At 71.8% G+C, this 20,082-nt stretch carries 25 protein-coding genes and 1 riboswitch; of the genes, 13 read left to right on the top strand and 12 right to left on the bottom strand.

Features of this window, described 5'->3' with window-relative positions:
- Positions 1–96: 96 nt before the first annotated feature.
- Positions 97–546: a peptidase inhibitor family I36 protein gene (locus QSK26_RS24380; RefSeq protein WP_285777564.1), complete on the top strand. Its 450-nt coding sequence runs from the start codon at positions 97–99 to the stop codon at positions 544–546.
- A 60-nt stretch (positions 547–606) separates the two neighbouring features.
- Here the strand turns inward: QSK26_RS24380 and QSK26_RS24375 are convergent, their stop codons facing one another.
- A complete protein-coding gene (locus QSK26_RS24375; protein WP_285777563.1) occupies positions 607–1,356 on the bottom strand; it encodes a glycosyltransferase family 2 protein in 750 nt (249 codons plus the stop codon).
- Positions 1,357–1,378: 22 nt separating this feature from the next.
- Entirely contained in the window at positions 1,379–1,729 is a 351-nt protein-coding gene (locus QSK26_RS24370; protein WP_285777562.1) for an STAS domain-containing protein, read from the bottom strand.
- Positions 1,730–1,960: 231 nt separating this feature from the next.
- On the opposite strand from QSK26_RS24370, the gene QSK26_RS24365 reads away from it, so the two are divergent.
- Complete coding sequence (locus QSK26_RS24365; RefSeq protein WP_285777561.1) at positions 1,961–2,395, top strand: hypothetical protein; 435 nt, start codon at positions 1,961–1,963, stop codon at positions 2,393–2,395.
- 198 nt (positions 2,396–2,593) lie between these two features.
- Here QSK26_RS24365 and QSK26_RS24360 read toward each other — a convergent pair whose 3' ends face one another.
- On the bottom strand, positions 2,594–3,712 hold the full coding sequence (locus QSK26_RS24360) for a sensor histidine kinase (protein WP_285777560.1): 1,119 nt from the start codon (positions 3,710–3,712) through the stop codon (positions 2,594–2,596).
- Entirely contained in the window at positions 3,709–4,419 is a 711-nt protein-coding gene (locus QSK26_RS24355; protein WP_285777559.1) for a response regulator transcription factor, read from the bottom strand. The genes QSK26_RS24360 and QSK26_RS24355 overlap by 4 nt, the downstream gene beginning before the upstream one ends.
- Before the next feature lie 226 nt (positions 4,420–4,645).
- Here QSK26_RS24355 and QSK26_RS24350 point away from each other — a divergent pair, with 226 nt between their 5' ends.
- The 3 genes from QSK26_RS24350 to QSK26_RS24340 all read left to right on the top strand — a co-directional run bounded on the left by QSK26_RS24350 (position 4,646) and on the right by QSK26_RS24340 (position 5,896).
- The gene (locus QSK26_RS24350; protein WP_285777558.1) at positions 4,646–4,813 is read left to right on the top strand and encodes a hypothetical protein; all 168 of its coding nucleotides are present in this window, start codon (positions 4,646–4,648) and stop codon (positions 4,811–4,813) included.
- 9 nt (positions 4,814–4,822) lie between these two features.
- The gene (locus QSK26_RS24345) at positions 4,823–5,107 is read left to right on the top strand and encodes a DUF6412 domain-containing protein (protein ID WP_285777557.1); all 285 of its coding nucleotides are present in this window, start codon (positions 4,823–4,825) and stop codon (positions 5,105–5,107) included.
- Positions 5,108–5,194: 87 nt separating this feature from the next.
- Positions 5,195–5,896, top strand: coding sequence for a YidC/Oxa1 family membrane protein insertase (locus QSK26_RS24340; protein WP_285777556.1), 702 nt, complete (start codon positions 5,195–5,197; stop codon positions 5,894–5,896).
- 4 nt (positions 5,897–5,900) lie between these two features.
- On the opposite strand, the gene QSK26_RS24335 is transcribed toward QSK26_RS24340, so the two are convergent.
- Both QSK26_RS24335 and QSK26_RS24330 read right to left on the bottom strand, forming a co-directional pair.
- Positions 5,901–6,371, bottom strand: coding sequence for an ATP-binding protein (locus QSK26_RS24335; RefSeq protein ID WP_285777555.1), 471 nt, complete (start codon positions 6,369–6,371; stop codon positions 5,901–5,903).
- 135 nt (positions 6,372–6,506) lie between these two features.
- Entirely contained in the window at positions 6,507–8,390 is a 1,884-nt protein-coding gene (locus QSK26_RS24330; protein ID WP_285777554.1) for a PAS domain S-box protein, read from the bottom strand.
- A 176-nt stretch (positions 8,391–8,566) separates the two neighbouring features.
- Between QSK26_RS24330 and QSK26_RS24325 the strand changes: the two genes are divergently transcribed.
- Entirely contained in the window at positions 8,567–9,124 is a 558-nt protein-coding gene (locus tag QSK26_RS24325) for a methylated-DNA--[protein]-cysteine S-methyltransferase (RefSeq protein ID WP_285777553.1), read from the top strand.
- On the opposite strand, the gene QSK26_RS24320 is transcribed toward QSK26_RS24325, so the two are convergent.
- Positions 9,121–10,482: a purine-cytosine permease family protein gene (locus QSK26_RS24320; protein ID WP_285777552.1), complete on the bottom strand. Its 1,362-nt coding sequence runs from the start codon at positions 10,480–10,482 to the stop codon at positions 9,121–9,123. The two genes, QSK26_RS24325 and QSK26_RS24320, sit on opposite strands and share 4 nt — an antisense overlap.
- Positions 10,475–10,587: riboswitch (TPP riboswitch) on the bottom strand. It overlaps the preceding gene by 8 nt.
- Before the next feature lie 119 nt (positions 10,588–10,706).
- The gene (locus tag QSK26_RS24315) at positions 10,707–11,030 is read right to left on the bottom strand and encodes a rhodanese-like domain-containing protein (RefSeq protein ID WP_285777551.1); all 324 of its coding nucleotides are present in this window, start codon (positions 11,028–11,030) and stop codon (positions 10,707–10,709) included.
- Between the two features lie 96 nt (positions 11,031–11,126).
- On the opposite strand from QSK26_RS24315, the gene QSK26_RS24310 reads away from it, so the two are divergent.
- The 7 genes from QSK26_RS24310 to QSK26_RS24280 all read left to right on the top strand — a co-directional run bounded on the left by QSK26_RS24310 (position 11,127) and on the right by QSK26_RS24280 (position 16,693).
- Positions 11,127–11,684 (top strand): winged helix-turn-helix domain-containing protein, encoded by a 558-nt coding sequence (locus QSK26_RS24310; protein WP_285777550.1) that lies wholly within the window; start codon positions 11,127–11,129, stop codon positions 11,682–11,684.
- A complete protein-coding gene (locus QSK26_RS24305; RefSeq protein ID WP_285777549.1) occupies positions 11,677–12,516 on the top strand; it encodes an SRPBCC family protein in 840 nt (279 codons plus the stop codon). Before QSK26_RS24310 ends, QSK26_RS24305 begins: the two co-directional genes overlap by 8 nt.
- Positions 12,517–12,607: 91 nt before the next feature.
- Positions 12,608–13,513 (top strand): ABC transporter ATP-binding protein, encoded by a 906-nt coding sequence (locus QSK26_RS24300; protein ID WP_285777548.1) that lies wholly within the window; start codon positions 12,608–12,610, stop codon positions 13,511–13,513.
- A 1-nt stretch (position 13,514) separates the two neighbouring features.
- Positions 13,515–14,255, top strand: a complete 741-nt coding sequence (locus tag QSK26_RS24295) for an ABC transporter permease (RefSeq protein ID WP_285777547.1) — start codon at positions 13,515–13,517, stop codon at positions 14,253–14,255.
- Positions 14,256–14,275: 20 nt separating this feature from the next.
- On the top strand, positions 14,276–15,562 hold the full coding sequence (locus tag QSK26_RS24290; RefSeq protein ID WP_285777546.1) for a sensor histidine kinase: 1,287 nt from the start codon (positions 14,276–14,278) through the stop codon (positions 15,560–15,562).
- Positions 15,555–16,187, top strand: a complete 633-nt coding sequence (locus QSK26_RS24285; protein WP_285777545.1) for a response regulator — start codon at positions 15,555–15,557, stop codon at positions 16,185–16,187. The genes QSK26_RS24290 and QSK26_RS24285 overlap by 8 nt, the downstream gene beginning before the upstream one ends.
- Positions 16,188–16,219: 32 nt before the next feature.
- Complete coding sequence (locus tag QSK26_RS24280; RefSeq protein WP_285777544.1) at positions 16,220–16,693, top strand: TIGR00725 family protein; 474 nt, start codon at positions 16,220–16,222, stop codon at positions 16,691–16,693.
- A gap of 39 nt (positions 16,694–16,732) precedes the next feature.
- Here QSK26_RS24280 and QSK26_RS24275 read toward each other — a convergent pair whose 3' ends face one another.
- From QSK26_RS24275 to QSK26_RS24260, 4 genes are read right to left on the bottom strand one after another with little or no spacing between them, the layout of a single operon-like run.
- On the bottom strand, positions 16,733–17,689 hold the full coding sequence (locus QSK26_RS24275) for an RNA polymerase subunit sigma-70 (RefSeq protein WP_285777543.1): 957 nt from the start codon (positions 17,687–17,689) through the stop codon (positions 16,733–16,735).
- 43 nt (positions 17,690–17,732) lie between these two features.
- Positions 17,733–18,476, bottom strand: a complete 744-nt coding sequence (locus tag QSK26_RS24270) for an SDR family NAD(P)-dependent oxidoreductase (RefSeq protein ID WP_285777542.1) — start codon at positions 18,474–18,476, stop codon at positions 17,733–17,735.
- Between the two features lie 59 nt (positions 18,477–18,535).
- Complete coding sequence (locus QSK26_RS24265) at positions 18,536–19,414, bottom strand: Fpg/Nei family DNA glycosylase (protein ID WP_285777541.1); 879 nt, start codon at positions 19,412–19,414, stop codon at positions 18,536–18,538.
- Positions 19,415–19,454: 40 nt separating this feature from the next.
- Positions 19,455–20,060 carry a TenA family protein gene (locus tag QSK26_RS24260; protein WP_285777540.1) on the bottom strand — a complete coding sequence of 202 codons (606 nt, stop codon included), beginning with the start codon at positions 20,058–20,060 and terminating at the stop codon, positions 19,455–19,457.
- Positions 20,061–20,082: the final 22 nt, after the last annotated feature.

Below are 20,082 nucleotides of genomic sequence, written 5' to 3'. Positions count from 1 at the left end.
CGTCAGGTAACCCTCGCCACCGGGCTAGCGACAATGAGTTTCATCACCGTTACGTTCGGTGACTGTCATCCGACCCATCGTAGGGAGAGCAGCCTCATGCGCACCCCAAGGACGATCGCCCTCTGCGCGCTGGCCGCGGCGACCGTCGTCGCCCCCGCCTCCACCGGCGCCTCCGCCACGACGACCCCGACGACCACGACGACCACCACCACCGGGAGCGCCACCGGGAGCGCCACCGGGAGCGCCACCGCCTCCTGCCCGACCGGCAGCGTCTGCCTGTGGTCCGAGCCGGGCTATCGCGGGGTGCGCTACGTGTGGAACGCGAGCCACGGCAACCGGTATCTCGGCTCGGCGAACCGCGCGCTGGTGGACCACGTCGGTTCGTTCGTGGCCAGCGCGACCGCCTGTTTCATCGACACCGCCGGCGACGCCAACGGCAACTACCACGCGATCCGCCGGGCGAACACCGGCGACTACTCGGCTTCGTATTTCGCCCGTTTCGGCAGCGTGATGGACCGCATCGCGCCCATCCGCTACTGCGGCTGACGCTCCCGGCCGATCCCGCCCGCAGGAGACCGCCACCGACGGGGTACCGACGGTGTCAGGTCAGATGCCGTCTATCGGCGTCAGGGCGTGCCTGGCCAGCAGGGCACGGGCGACGTCACGGAACTGGCGGCCGCGGTGCAACTGGGCCCGCCAGTCGCCGCCGGTGGCGCGGTGGGCCATCTCCACCTCGACCTCGGTGACCCGGAATCCCCTGCGCAGCAGGTCGATGGTGAGCCCCACCTCCACCCCGAACCCGTGCGCGAGCGGGCGGGCGGCCTCATAGGCGGCCCTGGTCAGGCAGCGCTGGCCGTTCAGGGGCTGGACGGGGGTCCAACCGGTGGCCCTGGTGATGCCGTCACGGGCCAGCCCGACGACGAAACCGTGCCCGGCGAGTTTGACCCGGGTGGCGAACACGGCGATCGCCATGTCGGCCTCGCCCGCGCGGACCGGCTCCACGAGCCGTGCCGCGGCGGCGGCGGTCTCCCCCAGGTCGGCGTCGAGGAAGAGCAGGTGCCTGGGCGTGCGTTCGGGGTCGCCGGGGGCGGGCGCGCCCTGCGACTCGGCGCCGAAGGCGGGGTCCAGCAGCCGGACGGCCTCGGCGCCGCTCTCCATGGCGGCGGCCTTGCCGCGGTTGCGGCTGTGCCGTACGACGCGGGCGCCCGCCGCCCTCGCCACCCGGCCCGTGGTGTCCGTCGAACCGTCGTCGACGACGACCACGAGATCCACGCCCGGCAGCGAGAGGGCGGCGGCGACGGTCGGGCCGATGCGATCGGCCTCGTCCTTCGCCGGGATGATCACCGCTGTGTCCATGGTGATCGATCGTAGCCGCCGGCTACCCCTGCGACTCGGCGATGAACAACTCCTCGGGCACGGTTTCGTGCACGATGAACACCGAGTCGAGCCCGGTGACCTGGAGAATCTTCCGCACAGCCGGGCGCGGTGCCGCCACCTCCAATGCGCCGCCGCGCTCCTTGAGCCGCTTGAGCGCGGACAGCAGCACGTTCATGCCGGTCGAATCGCAGAAGTCGACGCCGGACATATCTATGACCACCCGCGCGGGCCCGTCCTCCAGCAACCGAGTGAACTCGGCCTGGAGGCGGGGCGCGGTATAAAGGTCGATTTCACCGGCGACCGCCACTATGGCGTGGCCGGCGTGTGATCGAGTCGAGACCTTGAGCTCCACAGCGGGCACACTAGCGCCGCGAACGCTCCGGGTCACGCTCTCCGCCGATCCAGCGGGTCAGGGAGTCGTCTGCGCTTTGTCCCCGGTTTCGGCCCCACGCTAACTCCGAGTGCGCGAAACTTTACCGTATGCGATACCGGCGTGGCCGGAAAGGGGGAAGGCCCGGCGGTTCCGTGCCGTCACTTCACCAGGGAGGGGCGGGCACCGGCCGGCGCGGGCCCAACGACACCGATGAACAGTGAGCTATCAGAGGACCCGCAACGAGACCGGCTGCGGCAGCGCCTCGAAGATCTGCACAATCTCGCCACGAAGGCCACCGCGTGGCGGGAGCCCCTGCGCCCTCCGCCGGATCCGGCGGACGGCGAGGCGCCCGCGCCGAGGCCGCCCGGCCTGGCCGGGCCGGACCTCGAATTCCTCGCGCTCGCCCGGGAGGAGCTGCTCGGCCTGGCCGAGCTCGGGCTGCGCCTGCTCGACCTGCACCAGGCGCGTGACGCGGGCGGGATCACCAGCGACGCCGCCCGGCCCATCCTGCGTTGCCGGAGTTGCATGTGGCGGTGGCCGTGCCCGACCTTCCGGGCGATCTCGGAGTCGGTGGACAGCCCATGGTGGGACCGGCGGGACGACGCCGGGCCGAGCGTGGTGTCCTGGGTGCCGGAAACCGCCTGATCCAGGCCGCTACGCCCCGGCCGGTGATGTTATCCCCAGAGTGTCTGTGGATAACGACATGTGTCGGCTCACCCGGCCGGCGTGCTATAACTCCCTGTTCCCGCGGCTGTGGACGGCGTCGTCGTACCACAGCTCGGCAGGCGGCACGCCGCTTATCCACAGACGCTTGTGGATAAAGATTCGGCATCGGGCGGCGGCTCAGACGGTGAGCGGCAGCCGGATCTCGAACCGGCAGCCCGGTCCCTCGTTGACCACGCCGATCGCCCCGTGATGGGCCTCGACGATGCCCCGCGCGATGGCCAGTCCCAGACCGGCTCCGCCGCCCCCGGGGGTCGGGGTGCGGGCCGCTTCGCCGCGGAACGCGATCTCGAAGACCCTCGGCAGATCCTCCGCCGGGATCCCGCCGCAGCAGTCGGTGACCGACAGGCACGCGGCCCCGTCGTCGATCCTGGCCCGGACCAGCACCGAGCCGTCGGCGGGCGTGTGCCTGATCGCGTTCACCACCAGGTTGCGCAGCGCCCGGCCCAGTTCGTCGGCGTCCACCTCTACCGGGACCACGATCTCGGCCTCGCCGTCCAGCCGCACCCCCTTGGCCCGGGCCAGCGGCTCCACCCCGGCCAGCGCGTCGGCCATCAGATCGCCGAGACCCACCCTGCGCCGGGACAGCCGCAGGGCGCCCGCGTGGATCCTGGACAGCTCGAAGAGGTCGTCCACCATGCCGGAGAGGCGGTCCACCTCCAGCCGGATCTGCGTGTGGTAGCGCCGCATGGTCGGCTCGTCGGCGACGACGCCGTCCTCCAGCGCCTCCGCCATCGCCCGCATCCCGGCCAGCGGCGTGCGCAGGTCGTGGCTGACCCAGGCGACCAGCTCCCGCCTGGCGCTCTCCAGCGCGCGCTCGCGCTCCCGTCCGGTGCGCAACCGGTCATACGCCTCGTCCAGCGTGCTGGCGATCGTGCGCAGCTCGGCCGGCAGCCCGTCCGGCGGGGTGAAACCGCTGTCCTCCGGCACCTCCTGCACGGCGGAGACCAGGCGGCGGCTGGCCGCCACCACCCGGCGGGCCAGCACCAGCGCCACCCCGAGGCCGACCATGCCGCCCACGGCGACCACGCTGAGCACGATGTCCCGCGAGTGACTCGCGATGAGCATCCGCATGGTGATCCCCACCACTCCGGCCAAGGTCGCGAACACGGTGACCACCGCGACCACCGCGAGCATCACGCCGATCGAACGCTCCCGCAGCAGCCGCATGACCAGCAGGCCGATGACCACGGTGACGATCCCGCAGCCCGCGGAGACGGCGATGATCTCCCAGATCATGCGGCCGGGTCCGTCGGCTCGTACCGGTAGCCCACGCCCCAGACCGTGACGATGCGGCGCGGCGCGGTCGGATCGGCCTCGATCTTCTCCCTGAGCCGCCGCACGTGCACGGTCACCGTGGAGGAGTCGCCGAACGACCAGCCCCACACCTGGTCGAGCAGCGCCGAACGGCTGAACGCCTGGCGCGGGTTGCGCATGAGGTAGGCCAGCAGGTCGAACTCGCGGGCGGTCAGCAGGATCTCCCGGCCGGCGAGCCGTACCTCGTGCGCACCCACGTCCACCACCAGGCCGGCGTCACGCAGGATGCCGGTACCGGTCATGACCGGTGCGCCGCGCGCCCGGCGGAGCACCGACTGCACCCGCAGGGCCAGTTCGCGCGGGCTGAACGGCTTGGTCACGTAGTCGTCGGCACCGGTCTCCAGGCCGACCACCCGGTCCATCTCGTCGCCGAGCGCGGTCAGCATGATCACCGGCACCGGCCAGCGCTCGCGCAGCTTCTTGCACACCTGGAGGCCGTCCATCTTGGGCAGCATCAGGTCGAGCACCAGTAGGTCGGGCGGCTCGGCCAGCGCCTGGCGCAGCGCCTCCGCGCCGTCGCCCACGCACCGGACCTCGTGGCCGTCGCGTTCGAGATAGCGGGCCACCACCTCCGCGACCGTGGGGTCGTCGTCCACCACGAGAATGCGTGCCGCCGCTCCCGCGCTCACCGGTCCCCGCCCTCGCGCTCGCGCTCCATCACCCCTCCACGGTACGGCTGAGTCGCGTCCCAGCCACAAACCGTCATCGATCCGTAAGGTCCGTTTCGCCGGGCCGATGCGGGTGGCCGTTGATTCACGTGAAACATGATCGTTCGCCGGGCGTCTTTCCGATCACAAAGGAGGATCGTGGCGTATGTCCGTCGCGGCCCGCCGCCGGACGACGTACGGTGAAGCCATGGGTCGTATCGTTCTCGCCGTCGTGGGCGTTCTGCTCGCCCTCTTCCTCGTCTTCGGGGTCATCATCCCCGCGGTGCTCGGGCTGCTCAAGCTCGTGCTCATCGTCGGCGTGATCGGCGTGCTGCTGTTCGCGGGTGTCACGCTCTACGGGAAGCTCACGAAGTAGCCCGATTCCGTGCATTCCTTCGCGCTCCGGCTGCACCTGTTCTTCCTGGCCTTCGTGGTCTTGGGGGCGGGTGCCGACTCCCGCGTGCTCGCGGGGATCGCCGTCGCGGGCCTGAGCGCGCTGCTGGTGCTGTGGGCCGTCCGGGCGTTGCGCGGAGGGCCCCGTCTGGACACGTGGTCGCCTGTCGGCGTCCGCGACCGCGCCCGCCGTACGACCTTCGTCCGTCAGCGTGATCCTGACGCGGCCGGGAGGCCGCGTCCCCGAGCTCCATCGGCGAGCCCGGCGCCCGCGTAGCCGGCAGGCACGCGCGCGCCATCTGTCACCACCTGGCCCGGCAGGCCGGGTGTTTCCCATGTCCTGTGACAGAAGGGCTCCCCAGCCGTGTTCGACCCCGTCATCGACTTCACCACCGGCCTGCTGGCCGCGATCGCCGACCTCGTCACGCCACTGGCCGGCGGCAACGCCCAGGCCGTGGCGATCATCCTGCTCACCCTGGCGGTGCGCCTGTCGCTGCTCCCGCTGAGCGTGCTCGCCGCGCGCGGCGAGCGGAGCCGGCTGCGGCTCGCGCCCGAGCTGGCCCGGCTGAACAAGCGATACGCCCGCAACCGGGAACGGCTCCAGCGGGAGGTGGCCGCCCTCTACGCGCGGGAGAAGAGCTCGCCGCTGGCCGGCTGCCTGCCGTCGCTGGCCCAGGTCCCGTTCTTCATGCTCATCTACCAGGTGGCCGCCGCGCCGAGCACGCACACCCTCTTCGGCGCTCCGCTGGGTCAGCAGGTGGCCTCGGTGATCGGCGGGTTCGGGCTGTTCAGCGTGCCCACGCTGGCCATGGCCGTGCTGCTCGCGCTGCTGTTCGCGGTGGCGTGGGCGACGTCGAGGCGCATCCGGCTCACGGCCGCCGCCCAGCCCGCCGGTCCGGCCCCCGTCGACGCGGTACGCAGGATCATGCCGCTGATGCCGTACGGGACGGTGCTGGCCGCGCTGGTGCTGCCGGTGGCGACCGGACTCTACTTGCTGGCGAGCACCACGTGGACCATGGTCGAGCGGGCCACGCTCTACCCGAAGCCGGGTGCGGCGACCGCCTAGACGATCAGCAGCCGCACTCGCGTAGTGCGGCCGAGATGTCGGGAGAGGTCATTTTGCTGTGACCGTTCGTGTCGTTCATGGAACCGTCACAGGACAGCACCGCCCAGACGGTGGTGACCTCTCCTTCGTGCCGCACGCCCCACTGTTCCGCCAGGAACTCGACGATGCCGAGCCCCCGGCCGCCCAGCGAGGAGAGCGCGGGACGTCCGGCGCGCGGTTCGGTGGCGGCGCCGCCGTCACTCACCGCGACCTCCACCCGGCCCTCGACCCGGCGCCAGGCGACCTCCACCTTGCCCGAGGGAAGGGGGTGCGCGTGGCGCAGCGCGTTGCTCAGAAGCTCGCTCACGACGAGGACGGCGTCGTCGATCGAACCCTCGAAGACGCCCCATTTCTGCAGATCGGAGTAGAGGCGCTGGCGTGCGACGGCAACGCTCGACAACGCGTAAGGCAGCAGCACGGCGCTCGTCGCACTCACCTCCCCCTAACTCCTGGCCCCCTGAGGAGCAACCCCAGTACGACCGAAATGCCCCGTTCGGCGGTCAAGGAAACCGCGCCACGATTACGGCTTGTGCACATTCGACAATAGATCAGCTTTTCTGTTACTGCTTCGTTACTGCGCCGGTGTGTCGCATCCGGTAGGAGAACACGCCACTCCGAGCACCAGTCGCATCCGCGTCCCGCCGCCCGGACGGGGGTGCGCGCTGACCTCTCCACCCTGTGCCCTGGCCAGGTTCCGCACGATGTAGAGCCCGAGTCCCACACCGCCGAACCGGCGCCGATCGCCGCTGTCCACCTGGATGAACCGCTCGAAGACCCGGTCGCGGTCGGACGCGGCGATGCCCACGCCTTCGTCGTCGACGACCACGACCACCTCGTCGCCTTCTCGCCACACCTCGACCCGGATCAGACCTCCGTCCGGGGAGTACTTGAACGCGTTCTCCAGCAACTGCCCGAGCATGATGTCGGTCGCGAGCGCGTCGCCCATCACCGGGGGCAGGTCGTCGGGCACGAGCACCTCGATGCGGTGCCGGTCGGAGAACACCGGCAGGCCGAGGGTCGCCCCGCGGACGAGGGCCGCGAGGTCGAACGGCTCGGCGCGCACGGGGATCTCCTCCGCCCCCGCCCGCGCGCCGAGCAGCAGGTGGTCCATGAGCGCGCCGAGCGAGCGGGCCCGCTCCGCGATCGTGTGCACGGCAGACCGGCGCTCCACGTCGCTGAGCTTGTCCCACCGCGAGTCCAGCGTGCCGGCGAACCCGCGCACCACCGTGATGGGCGTGCGCAGCTCGTGGCTGGTGGTGGCGAGGAAGAGGTCCTTGGCCTCCTCCAGTTCCTTGGCCCGGGTCACGTCGCGGAAGTCGACCACGATCTCGCCGGTCTCCGGGATCGCCGCGCTGACCACGTCCAGCCAGGCGCCGGAGTCGAGCTGGAAGGTCAGCTTCTCCCCCGGGGCGGGCAGCGGGAACGGCGGCGGCTCGCCGATCACCTCGTCCGCGTGGAATCCGGTCAGCTCCCCCGCCGCCGGGTTCCACTGGATGACCCGGCCCCGCCCGTCGAGCACCGCGATGCCGTCGGCGCTCGCGTCGAAGACCGCCCGCTCGTGCGCCCGCTGCCGCACCGCGTCCTGGTACGCCATGGCGTTGCCGACCGCGATCCCGGCATGCCCGGCGAGCAGTTCCAGCAGCTCCAGCTCCACATGCCCGGCCCGCCGCTTGGCGAAAAGCGCATAAAGCGCCCCGTACGGCCGGCCGCCCGCGGTGGCCAGGCCGAGCGCGATGGAGTGCAGGCCGGGCAGTTCAGACCAGATCAGGTCGTCCAGCTCGCTGGTCTCCAGCATCACGGTCTTGCCGGTGCGCATCAGCTTCCCCACCAGGCTGGTGCGCAGGTCGGCGGTGGCGCCGCGGATCGAGGTGGGCAACTGGTGGGCGCTCACCAGGCGCAGCCGGTCGCCCTCGATGAGCACGAAGCCGCCCGCGTCGGCGCCGGTCAGCTCGGTGAGGCTGGCCGCGATCCGGTCGAGCACGGCGGGCAGCTCCAGCTCGGCGTTGATGTCGCCGACCACGTCGGTGAGCCTGCGGACCAGCCGGGCGCGGTGCTCGCCGCGGTCCCTGGCGTCCTCGTCGTCCTGCGGGAGGTGGTGCACGCAGATGTAGCCGATGACCGCGCCGCCGCCGTCCGTGCCGCAGCGCAGGGCGCTGGTGTCCACCCGGACGTCCACCAGGCTGCCGTCCCTGCGGAACCGCCTGGTCCGCAGCGACACCTGGCCGCCGGTGCGCACCCGCTCCAGCACCGCGTTGTGCTCGGCCGTCAGCTCGTCGGGCACGATCGGGGAACGCCGGCCGACCATCAGCTCCGCCGGCCAGCCGAAGAGCTTCTCGGCCGCGGGGTTCCACATGAGCACGGTCTGGTCGCGGTCCAGGGCGACGATGGCGTTGGGTGAACCGGCCAGCACGGCGAGGGCGATCCCCTCGTCACTCTCGGCCCTCTCGTCACCCACCCTCCCATAGTGCCCGTTTCAACAGCCCGATCTTGGCACTTTCGTCCGCGCTGTAGTCACGCCTTTGCAACCGTGCGGACACGCGCGCCTCGCCGGGGAACGCCGCACCACCGCGATGTTCCGATCCGTCCGATACGCTGCGGTCAGCGCAATCTTGCATGTGAAAGGGTGAGCCCATGTCCGGCGACATCGACGCCCTGCTGAGGGTGACGTCGCCCACCTACCGCGGGGACGGGCCACCGGACATCGCCTTCGGCATCACCGAGAGCCCGATCGGCCCGCTGGTGGTCGCCGTCACCGGCCGCGGGGTGCTGTCGTGCAGCTTCGACGACGAGCACGCCGTCTTCGAGCGGATCTCCCGTAACGTCGGCACCTACATCGGCCCCGACCCGCGCCGGCTCGACCCGGTCCGGCGGGAGATCGACGCGTATTTCGCCGGGCGGCTGCGCGCCTTCACCACGCCGGTGGACCTGCAACTGGCCACCCCGTTCGCGCGCACGGTGCTCCAGATGCTGACCGCCGTGCCGTACCGGACGACCACGACCCATGGCGAGATCGCCGAGCGGATCGGCCGGCCGCGGGCGTTGCGCGCGGTAGGGAACGCGCTGGTGGTCAACCCGGTGTGCGTGATCGTGCCCTGTCACCGGGCGGTCGAGGGGGCGGAGGCACTCGGCGGCTACGCGGGGGGCGTCGCCGCCAAGGAGTACCTGCTGCGGCTGGAGGGCGTCGGCTAGCGGTCCCGCACCGGGCGCCTGAGCCGGCCGAGCAGCAGCGTGACCAGGCCGGACACGAGGAAGGCGCCGAGGGCCGCGCTCATCCACGGGGCCGGGGCGAAGCCGATCGCCTCCCGTGCGCCGTTCCAGATCGCCGCCCACCACGACACGCTGGACGGCGCCGCCAGCAGCCACCAGGCCGCGAAGCCCAGCACCCACGGCAGGATCATCGACCAGCGGGACGGCGCGTCCTGCGCGGTGTTCCACCTGGCCCGGCCGCCGAGCAGGAAGTAGTCCACCACCAGCACGCCGAACATCGGCACGAAGACGGCGCCGATCAGGCCGAGGAACGCGGCGTAGGAGTTCACGTCGATGCCGAGCGCGATCACGATGGTCAGCACGCCGATGCCGGAGGAGATGATCCGGCGGTCCACCCTGGGCATCAGGTTCTGCAGCGACATCGTGGTGGAGTAGACGTTCGCGAACGACTGGTCGGTCTCCCTGATCACCAGGATGCCGAAGAACAGCGCGCCGAGCGGTGCCGCCACGAACGCGCTCCACACCTGGTTCACGTCGTTGCCGACCAGGGAGAGCGCGACGATGCCGAGTCCCAGGCAGGCCACCTGGGCGATCGTGTAACCGCCGACGACGCCGCCGAAGGCCGCCCGGCTGGATCGGGAGTGCCGGGCGAAGTCGGCCGCCATCGGCACCCACGACACCGACAGCGCGATGACGTAGTCCACCGCGGGCGCGAACGCCTGCCACGACCCCTCCGCCAGCGGCGGCCCCATCCGGATCAGCGCCACCGTCAGCCAGATCATGGAGATGACCACGCCGACCGTGACGAAACGGCGGATCACCCGCACCGCGCCGAGCGGCCAGATCGCCAGCACCACCGTGACCAGCCCCGCCGCGACCACCCAGACCGCGTACGGCACGCCGTCGCCGAAGATGGCCTGGGCGCCGGTGGCGATCACCCACAGCTCGAAGGCGCCCCAGCCGAGCATCTGGACGATGTTCAGCACGGTCGGCACGTAGGACAGCCGGGCGCCGAACAGGCCGCGCAGCAGCACCATCGCCGGGGCGCCGGTCTGCGCGCCGGGCACGGCCGCGAGGCCGACCATCGCGGTGCCGATCAGGCTGCCCACGACGGCCGCGGTCAGCGCGGCCACCACGCTGAGCGGCCGGTCGCCGAGCGGGTTGAGCAGGGTGATCGCGCCGGAGAAGCCCAGCAGGCTGACCCCGAGGTTGGCCCAGAACGCCCCCTGGTCGAGCACGCCGAGGGTCTTGGGCGGCGCCTGGTCGAGGGTGAGCGGAGCTTCGCCCGGGGCACCCGGGGAATCGCCGAGGTCTTTCGGGGGGACGATCGCCGACGACATCGCACACGCTCCCTACGCCCGCATTATCGGGACAGGTTCAGGCGGTCGGCAGCGATCGCAGCTGCCCTCTCAGCCCGGTTACTCCGAGCTCCCGCGGGGGTCATTCAGTTGGTGCCCTCATCTTGCCTCATCGAGGGCCGTCTGACCACAGGTGATCCCGATCAATCCGGGCGCCCCCGGCCGCATGACGGGCAGGGGCGGCACGGTGAACGTGTTCGCGACGCTCAGGCGACGAAGGGGTCGCCCGGGCCGTCGCCGACCATGTCCAGCCCGGAGGCGGCCCAGGACTGCATGCCGCCCTCGACGTTGAACGCCTCCCAGCCGACGTGGTTCAGCCACCTCGTGGCCTGCGCGGAACGGCCGCCGGCCCGGCACACCACGTAAACCGGCCCGTCCTTGGGCACCTCGTCCACCCTCTGCTGCAACTGGCCGAGCGGGATGTGCGTCGCACCGGGCGCCCGCCCGGCCTGCCACTCGTCGTCCTCCCGCACGTCCAGCAGAAACGCCCCTTCGGGCACCGCCCGCACGCCAACCTCAGGAATGTTCATCTCCCCATACTCCCAGCCGCCCCGGGCCCCGGCCACCCGATCCCCCGGGACCACCCATTGACAAAATTGCATTTTATGTACACGATTGTTTTTGCTATGAAAGAAGTCCTGTACCTGGAGCAGATCGAGCAGGCCGAGGCACTGCTCAAACCGCAGCGCATAGAGGTGCTGCGGCACCTGGCCGAGCCGCGCACCTGCACCGAGGTGGCGGCACTGCTCGGCCAGACCCCGCAACGTGTCTATTACCACGTCAAACGCCTGGTCGAGGCGGGTTTGGTGCAGCAGGTGTCCGAGCGCAAGGTCCGCGGGATCCACGAGGGGATCTACCAGGCCGGCGCGCGCTCCTACTGGCTCTCGCCCCGGCTGGTCGGCCGCATCGGGCTGCACCGGGCGCAGGACGAGCTGAACCTCGGCTACCTGCTGGACCTGGTCGAAGAGGTCCAGGCCGACATCGCGGCACTCGACAGGACCGCCCCCGAACTGCCCTCGATCGGCGTGTCCGGCGAGATCCACGTCCCGCCGGAGCGGCGCCAGGAGTTCCTGAGCGACCTGCAGACCACGTTGCAGAACCTGTTCACTCGTTACGGCGGCACGGAAGGTGACGCCTTCAAGCTCGCCGTGGCTTGTTACCCCAAGGGAGACGACCGTGACTGAGCCGATGATCCTCCGAGCCAGGGCGCAGGCGCCGCTCAAGGAGGTCCATCACGCTCTGACCGACGCAGAGTCGATGCGCCGGTGGCTGACCGAGCACGCCGAGGTCGACCTGCCGGACCGCTACGCGTTCTGGGGCCGCCACACGCCCGAGGGCGACGCCCCGCACCAGCGCCTGCTGCACGCCGACGACCGCTCGCTGAGCTTCGCCTGGCTGCTGGACGGCGTGGAGACCACCACAGAGATCGGCCTCGACGAGGAAGCCGGGGGCGCCACCGTCATCACGCTCTCCCAGTCGCACTTCGACTACAACGACGTCATCACCGGGGCCAGCATCCGGGGCGTGCTGCAGACCTTCTGGTCGCTGGCCATCGCCAACCTGGTCGACCACCTCGAAGGCCGCGAGCCGACCCCCATGGCCGACTTCACCTCGGGAGAGCTGCGCAACGAGGTGACGATCGAGGCCCCGGCGAGCGAGGTGTTCGACTCGCTGGCCGACGGTGAGAAGGTGAGCCGCTGGTTCGGCTACCCGATCGCGATCGAGCCGCACGTCGGCGGCCGGTACGCCATGGGCGGCCTGGACAACCCCGACCCCGCCAAGATCATCGACATCACGCCGGGCCGCACGATGTCGGTCGACTGGGGATCCTCCGGCGTCACCACCTGGGAGCTGGCCGAGTCCGGCGGCCGGACGCGGCTCGCCTTCTCGCAGAGCGGCTTCGACGGGTCGCGCCCGCCGTACGCGGCCTGGGCGGGGTGGCTGAGCGGCATCGCCGAGCTGCGCAGGTTCCACGAGGTCGCGGACTGGCGGCCGATCTGGGTCGACGCGTCCTAGCGGAACGGACCCGGCATCATCCGATCGGATGATGCCGGGTCGAGCGCGATGGGCGATGCCCGGCCGGGCTCCCGGCGGGGATCCTCGACGTATGCCGATCATCGAAGTCAGCGGACTGCGCAAGTCCTACGGAGGCCGTCCCGTGGTGGACGGGGTCTCCTTCACCGTCGAGGAGGGCGAGATCTTCGGCTTGCTCGGCCCGAACGGCGCCGGCAAGACGACCACGGCCGAGTGCCTCGAAGGGCTGCGCGTCCCGGACGCCGGTGAGGTGCGGGTGGCCGGGCTCGACCCGATCGCCGACCGCGAGGAGGTCACCCGGATCCTCGGCGTCCAGCTCCAGGAGAGCGAGCTCCAGCCCAAGCTGACCGTACGCGAGGCGCTGGAACTGTACAGCGCCTTCTATCCGGCCCCCGCCGGCTGGCGCCCGCTCGCCGCGATGCTCGGCCTGACCGACCGGCTGGACATCCGCTTCGGCAGGCTCTCCGGCGGCCAGAAGCAGCGCCTGTTCATCGCGCTCGCCCTCATCGGCGGCCCCAGGGTCGTCGTGCTCGACGAGCTGACCACCGGGCTCGACCCGCGCGCCCGGCGGGACACCTGGGAGCTCATCGAAGGCGTCCGCGCCACCGGCGTGACCATCCTCCTCGTCACGCACTTCATGGAGGAGGCCCAGCGCCTGTGCGACCGCATCGCCGTGATCGACGCGGGCAGGGTGGTCGCGCTGGACACCCCGGACGGGCTGATCGGCCACACGGCCGGCTCCACGGTCATCACCTTCCTGCCCTCGCACCCGATCGACGCCGCCGACCTGGCCGGGCTGCCCGCGGTCGCCTCGATCACGCACGCGGGCAACGGCGAGACGACGATCGCCGGCACCGACCAGACCGTCGAGGCCCTGGTCTCCCTGCTCGCGCGGCGGCAGATCACCGCGCACCGGCTGCGCGTCACCAGCGGCACCCTGAACGACGCCTTCCTCCGCCTCACCGATCGGGAGTCGTGACATGTCCGCATCGATCGCCGTCCTGCGGGCCGAAGCCCGGCTCCTCACCCGCGAGTCCGGCAGCATCTTCTGGATCGTGGCCTTCCCGACCCTGCTGGTCACGGGGCTCGGCCTGGTCCCGAGCTTCCGGGCGCCGGACCCGGACCTCGGCGGGCTGCGCCTGGTCGACCTCTACGTGCCGGTGGCCGCGCTCCTCGCCGTGATGATGGCCGGCTCGCAGGCCATGCCGCCGGTCCTCGCGAGCTACCGGGAACACGGCATCCTGCGCCGCATGTCCACCACGCCGGTGCGCCCGCTGACCCTGCTGGCGGCGCAGATCCTGCTGCACAGCGCCGCCGCGCTCGGCTCGTCCATCCTGGTGATCGCCGTCGGCCGCCTCTTCTTCGGCGTCTCGCTGCCCGGGCACCTGCCCGGCTACGCGGTGGCCCTGGTCCTCGCGACGCTCGCCGCGATGGCGCTCGGCGCGACCGTCGCCGCGCTCGCCCCGAACACCAAGGTGTGCACCACGGTGGACACGATCATCTTCTTCCCGATGATGATCTCGGCGGGCGTCTGGGGGCCGGTCCAGGTGCTGCCCGAACTGGCCAGGCGGGTCGTCGAGTTCACCCCGTTCGGGGCCGCCGCGCAGGCGCTCGACCAGGCGATGCGCGGCGGCTGGCCGGACTGGTCGCTGCTGGGCGTCACGGTGGCGTGGGCCGCGGTCCTGATCGGCGCCGCCGCCCGCTGGTTCCGCTGGCAGTGACCGAGACGGAGACTGTGCCCATGGCGACGCCCACCACGACGCCCACGGCGACGTCCACGGCGACGTCCACCGCGACGGAGAACCGCCTGGAGCACTTCTACCGCTGGGCCCCCTACGTGCTGCTGGTCCTCGCCTCGCTGATCTCGGCGGTCACCGCCGACCTGCTGCTGATGACCGCGGGCGAACGGCTCGCGGCCACGGCGCTGGCGGCTGCCGCGCTCGCCCTCCAGGTGTGGTGGAGCGGGGCGTCCGCCCACCGGCCCGCACGCGGTACGGCGAGCCAGGCGTTCTACGTCCTCCGTTACGCCCTCGCCTTCGCGCTCACCTGGCTGAACCCGTTCTTCGCCCTGTACGCGCTCACCGGGTACTTCGACGCCGACCGGTGGCTGCCGCGCAGCAGGGTGCGCGCCGGGCTGCTCGCCACGGCCGTGGTCATGGCGGGCTCGGAGGTCGGCGGTTTCCCGCTGAACGATCTGGTGCACTGGCTGGGCTTCGCCACGCTCTTCGGCGTCAACGGCTCGTTCGTCCTGCTCTTCGACCACTTCTCGGCCAAGGAGGCGGAGAACGCCCGGGTCAGGGCGGAGACCATCGCCGAGCTGCGGCGTACCAACGCCCGGCTGGAACAGGCGCTCCAGGAGAACGCCGGACTGCACGCCCAGCTCCTCGTCCAGGCGAGGGAGGCCGGCGTGCACGACGAGCGCCGCCGGCTGGCCGCCGAGATCCACGACACCATCGCCCAGGGGCTCGCCGGCATCGTCACCCAGTTGGCGGCGGCGGCCGACAGCTCGGAGCCGGCCACCGCCCGCGACCACATCGGCCGGGCCGCCGTCCTCGCCCGGCAGAGCCTCGGCGAGGCCCGCCGCTCGGTGCAGGACCTCGGCCCGGGGCCGCTGGAGTACGACGCCCTGCCCAAGGCGCTTGCGAAGATCGCGACGGCGTGGTCGGACTCGACCGGCGTACGGGCCGAGTTCACCGTCACCGGGGTCGTCGAACCGCTGCACGACGAGATCGAGGCCGCCGTGCTCAGGATCGCCCAGGAGGCGCTGGCCAACGCCGGCCGGCACGCCCGCGCGTCCCGGGTCGGCGTCACCCTGTCCTACATGGACGACGAGGTCAGCCTGGACGTGCGCGACGACGGCCGGGGCTTCGACCCGCTCGCCCTGCCGCCGCGCGACCGCACCGGCGGGTTCGGCCTCGACGGCATGCGGGCCCGCGCGGAACGCGTCGCGGGCGTCGTCGACGTCGAGTCGGGACCGGGGCTCGGCACCGCCGTCTCCGCCCGCGTACCGTTGGTGCGCCATGACTGAGACGCCCGTCACCCTCGTGATCGCCGACGATCATCCGGTCGTCCGGCACGGCCTGCACGGCATCTTCGCCTCGGCCCGCGGTTTCACCGTCCTCGGCGAGGCCGCCGACGGGGTGGAGGCGGTCGAGCTGGCCGAGCGGTTCGACCCGGACGTGGTGCTGATGGACCTGCGGATGCCCGGCGGCGGCGGGGTGGAGGCCATCAGGGAGCTGTCCCGCCGCGGCCTGCGCTGCAAGGTGCTCGTGCTCACCACCTACGACACCGACTCCGACACGCTGCCCGCGATCGAGGCGGGCGCCACCGGCTACCTGCTCAAGGACGCCCCGCGGGAGGACCTGTTCACCGCCGTACGCGCCGCCGCCGAGGGCCGGACCGTGCTGTCCCCCGCGATCGCCTCCCGCCTGGTCTCCCGGGTGCGCGGCCCCGGCAACACCGCCCTCAGCGGTCGCGAGCGCGACGTCCTCCGCCTGGTCGCCAAGGGCACCCCGAACCGCGAGATCGCCGCCGTGCTGTTCATCAGCGAGGCGACGGTCAAGAGCCATCTCACCCACATCTACGGCAAACTCGGCGTCAAGGACCGCGCCGCCGCCGTGGCCGTCGCCTACGACCGGGGCATCCTCGGCTGAGCGCACGCGCACCGGGGGAGAGAGGGGCTGCCGTGGCGATCCAGGTGGCGGTCTGCGGGCCACGTGAGTGCACCGGGGCGGACGAGAGCAACGCCCGCGAGGTCGGCAGGCTGCTGGCCGAACGCGGAGCCGTGGTGATCTGCGGCGGCTACACCGGGGTGATGGCCGCCGTCGCGGCCGGGGCCCGCGCCGCCGGCGGCACGGTGGTCGGCATCCTTCCCAGGGCCGACCGGGAGCACGCCAACCCCGACCTCACGATCGTGATCCCGACCGGCGTCGGGGAGGCCCGCAACAGCATCATCGTCAACTCGGGCGACGCCGTGATCGTCGTCGGCGGCTCCTGGGGCACGCTGTCCGAGCTGGCCCTCGCGATGCGCCGCGGCCGCTCCCCCGTCGTCCAGCTCGGCGGCTGGCGGATCCAGGACGCCGACGGCACCCCCCTCCCCGGCGTACGGCACGCCGCCACCCCCGCCGAGGCGCTGTGCCTGACCGGCCTGTGGGACTGACCCGTCACGGCACCGCCCCCGGCGGGGCCACGTCCCCGGTCAGCTCCCCGCGAGCACCTCGGGCATGCCGAAGGCCGCGAAGAACCGGGCGTCGAACGTGGTCACCTCCCGGATCAGGCCGTCGGCCACCCGGATGACGTCGATCTTCGACGCCCGGAACTCCGTGTCCCCGGGGCGGCGCAGATAGCTGAGGGCGGCGGGCCGGCGGTTCGCGCCGGAGGGCAGCAGCCGCCATTCGCCCATCGCGCGTGCCCGCTCCAGGAGCGGCGTTATCGCGCCGCGGCCGTCGTAGCACAGGGGGAGCGGGGGCATGGTGATCCGGATGTCCTCGTGCATGAGGGCGACGGCCGCGGCGAAGTCGCCGCTCTGGTGCGAGTCGATGAACCCGTTGAGCAGCCGGCGCTCCACCTCGGTCGGCTCCCAGGCGGCGCTGGCCTCGTCCCGCCGGGGCGCGTTCTCCTTCAGCGTGGCGCGGGCCCGCTGCAACGCGCTGTTCGCGGAGGCGACGGTCATGCCGAGCTGGTCCGCGACCTGCGCCGCCGGCCAGCCCAGCACGTCACGCAGCAGCAGTACGGCCCGCTGCCGGGGCGGCAGCAACTGGATCACCGCGATGTAGGCCAGCTCGACCGTCTCCCTGGCCACCACGGCCGCGTCGGGCTCGTCCGGGGAGATCTCGCCGAGCAGCCGGTCCGGGTACGGCTGGAGCCAGGGCACCTCCGCGAAGGAGCCGTAGGAGGTGAGACGCCTGGACGAACCGCGCAGCACGTCCAGGCAGGCGTTCGTGGCGATCCGGTAGAGCCAGGCGCGCAGGTTGGCCGAGGGGGCGGCCCGGTCGAAGCCGGCACGGCCCCGCCAGGCGCGCAGCAGCGTCTCCTGGACGAGATCCTCGGCCTCCTCGAAGTTGCCGAGCATCCGGTAGCAGTGGACGTGCAACTCCCTGCGGTGCCGCCCGGCCGCCTCCGCGAAGGCGTCCTCGTCGTCGAAGATCTCGTCCATCTCGTTCGTCCCGTTCCGTTCGTCCCGTTCCGTTCGTCCGTGGTCAGGCGCACACGCCGCTGCTGGCGTTGAAGATCGTGGCCGTCGTGCCGCTCGCCCGGTCGGAGGCGAGGAAGGCGGCGGCGTCGGCTATCTGGTCCAGGGTCGGTCCCCGGCCCAGCAGGGACAGCGGGGCCATCATCTCGGGATAGGGGATCCCGGCGGTCCACAGGCCGAGCACCCGGACGCCGCGCGGCCCGGCCTCGGCCGCCAGGTAGCGCATGAACGACTCGACGGCCGCGTCGGCCGGGCCGGTCCCGCCCATGCGGAAGTCCGGCGACGGCTTGGGCACGGCGCCCGAGCCGCTCGTGAGCATCATGATGACGCCGGACCCCTGGGCCGTCATCCGCCGGGCCGCGGCCCTCGCGGTGATGAAGTTCGCCCGCGCGCCGGTACCGATCGGCGCCATGAAGTCGTCCACCGCCATGTCCAGCAGCGGGACGCCCTGCACGTCGCCGCGGGTGACCAGGTTGATCGACACGTCCACGCCGCCGGCCTGCTCGGCGACCTGCCGGACGTGGTCGCCCACCGCCTGCTCGTCGAGGGCGTCGAGGACGGTCACGTGCGCCGTGCCGCCTTCGGCCTCGACCACCCCGGCGGTCTCCTCCAGGGTCCTACGGGTGCGCCCGGCGAGGAAGAGCGCCGCGCCCTCCCGGGCGAAGGCGCGGGCGATCGCGCCGCCGATCCTGCCGCCGGCGCCGTAGATGATGGCGTTCTTGCCGCTGAGAAGCGTGTTCGTGTTGTTCATGCCCGGTAGAACGAGAGGTGCGCGGGAAACTCATCGGTCCTGCGATGAGTTTCTCCGGCTCACTTGAGCAGGCGGGAGAGCCGGCGGTCGGCCAGCGGTTTGCCGCCGGTCTGACAGGTGGGGCAGTACTGCAGGGAGGAGTCGGCGAAGGACACCTCGCGGATGGTGTCGCCGCACACGTCGCAGGTCTGGCCGGTCCTGCCGTGCACCCGCAGGCCGGACTTCTTCTCGGTCTTGAGGTCCTTGGCGGCCAGGCCGCGGGACCGGTCCACCGCGTCGCGCAGGGTGATGACGATCGCCTCGTGCAGGTCGGCGATCTGCTCGCCGGTGAGGCTCGAAGCGATCTTGAACGGGGACATCCTGGCCGCGTGCAGCACCTCGTCGGAGTAGGCGTTGCCGATGCCGGCGATCACCTTCTGGTCCCGGAGCAGCCCCTTGATCTGGGTACGGCTGCCGCCCACCAGGCGTTTGAGCGACTCGGGGGTGAAGTCGGGCGCGAGCGGATCGGGCCCGAGGCCGGCGATCCCCGGCACTTCGTCCGGATTTTTCACGATATAGACGGCCAAACGTTTCTGGGTGCCCGCCTCGGTCAGCTCGAAGCCCGGCTCCCGGCCGTCCTCATCCGCCGCCAGCCGTACCCGCACCGCTAGCGGCCCCTTGCCCGGCCGCACCGGCTTGGCCCCGGACAGGTCGGCCCGCCAGCGCAGCCAGCCGCCGCGGGCGAGATGGGTGATGAAGTGCACGCCGTCGCAGTCCAGGTCGAGGAACTTGCCGTGCCGGCGCACGCCGGTCACCGTGACCCCGCCGAGCGAACTCACCGGCGGGGCGACGGTCTTCAGGGCCTGGAAGGCGACCACGTCCACCGACGCGACGGTGCGGCCAACGGCGTGCTCGCGTAGGAACTCGGCGAGCGACTCCACTTCCGGCAACTCAGGCATACGACCACAGTAAACGGAGACACCCACCCGCACGCGCAGGTCAGGGCACGTCCCAGAAGGCCAGCTCGTGGGCCATGCCCTCGCGGAACAGCGCCACGGCCCGCTCCCGGTCCGGCGCCGCCTCGTCGATCATCTCCCCGATCCTCCCGGCCAGCGCGGCGAATCCGGGGTCGGCGTAGGTCCGCACCCAGGCGCGGTAGCGGGGCTCATCCGGCGGGCTCTGCTGGAGCAACCCGCCAAGCGTGGAGTACCCCCACATACAGGGATAGAGCGCCGCCAGCCCTTCCCCGTAGCTCGCGGCCGACGCCAGCAGGAAGTCCGTGTACGCCTGGCACGCGGGCCCCTTCTTCGCCCCGGTCAGGTCCGCGCCGAACTCCTCCGACAACGACCGATGCAGATTCAGCTCCTCGTGCCAGGTCGCGTGCGCGAGGTCGACCAGGTCGCCCAGGTGCCCGTCCGGCGCCTGCCAGGCCAGCCGGCTGAAGACCCGCACGTAGTCGAGGAGGAACAGGTAGTCCTGTTCCAGCCAGGAGCGGAACACCTCATCCGGCAGGTCGCCGCGGCCGATGCCGGCGACCGTGGGATGGGCGAGCTGGGCATCGAGCAGCGGGCGGCCGATGGCGTGCAGTTCCTCCGATAGACGCATGGTGCCAAGCGTCCCAGAAGCG

Source organism: Microtetraspora sp. NBRC 13810 (assembly GCF_030268685.1).
GTDB lineage: Bacteria > Actinomycetota > Actinomycetes > Streptosporangiales > Streptosporangiaceae > BSRQ01.
Note: the sequence above shows the minus strand (reverse complement) of the source record. Positions and strands in the feature narration are given on the sequence as shown.

Coding starts and splice junctions, on each gene's coding strand:
- QSK26_RS24380 (WP_285777564.1), top strand. CDS start 97: ATGCGCACCCCAAGGACGATCGCCCTCTGCGCGCTGGCCGCGGCGACC.
- QSK26_RS24375 (WP_285777563.1), bottom strand. CDS start 1,356: ATGGACACAGCGGTGATCATCCCGGCGAAGGACGAGGCCGATCGCATC.
- QSK26_RS24365 (WP_285777561.1), top strand. CDS start 1,961: ATGAACAGTGAGCTATCAGAGGACCCGCAACGAGACCGGCTGCGGCAG.
- QSK26_RS24360 (WP_285777560.1), bottom strand. CDS start 3,712: ATGATCTGGGAGATCATCGCCGTCTCCGCGGGCTGCGGGATCGTCACC.
- QSK26_RS24350 (WP_285777558.1), top strand. CDS start 4,646: ATGGGTCGTATCGTTCTCGCCGTCGTGGGCGTTCTGCTCGCCCTCTTC.
- QSK26_RS24325 (WP_285777553.1), top strand. CDS start 8,567: ATGTCCGGCGACATCGACGCCCTGCTGAGGGTGACGTCGCCCACCTAC.
- QSK26_RS24320 (WP_285777552.1), bottom strand. CDS start 10,482: ATGTCGTCGGCGATCGTCCCCCCGAAAGACCTCGGCGATTCCCCGGGT.
- QSK26_RS24315 (WP_285777551.1), bottom strand. CDS start 11,030: ATGAACATTCCTGAGGTTGGCGTGCGGGCGGTGCCCGAAGGGGCGTTT.
- QSK26_RS24310 (WP_285777550.1), top strand. CDS start 11,127: ATGAAAGAAGTCCTGTACCTGGAGCAGATCGAGCAGGCCGAGGCACTG.
- QSK26_RS24300 (WP_285777548.1), top strand. CDS start 12,608: ATGCCGATCATCGAAGTCAGCGGACTGCGCAAGTCCTACGGAGGCCGT.
- QSK26_RS24295 (WP_285777547.1), top strand. CDS start 13,515: ATGTCCGCATCGATCGCCGTCCTGCGGGCCGAAGCCCGGCTCCTCACC.
- QSK26_RS24290 (WP_285777546.1), top strand. CDS start 14,276: ATGGCGACGCCCACCACGACGCCCACGGCGACGTCCACGGCGACGTCC.
- QSK26_RS24285 (WP_285777545.1), top strand. CDS start 15,555: ATGACTGAGACGCCCGTCACCCTCGTGATCGCCGACGATCATCCGGTC.
- QSK26_RS24275 (WP_285777543.1), bottom strand. CDS start 17,689: ATGGACGAGATCTTCGACGACGAGGACGCCTTCGCGGAGGCGGCCGGG.
- QSK26_RS24270 (WP_285777542.1), bottom strand. CDS start 18,476: ATGAACAACACGAACACGCTTCTCAGCGGCAAGAACGCCATCATCTAC.
- QSK26_RS24265 (WP_285777541.1), bottom strand. CDS start 19,414: ATGCCTGAGTTGCCGGAAGTGGAGTCGCTCGCCGAGTTCCTACGCGAG.
- QSK26_RS24260 (WP_285777540.1), bottom strand. CDS start 20,060: ATGCGTCTATCGGAGGAACTGCACGCCATCGGCCGCCCGCTGCTCGAT.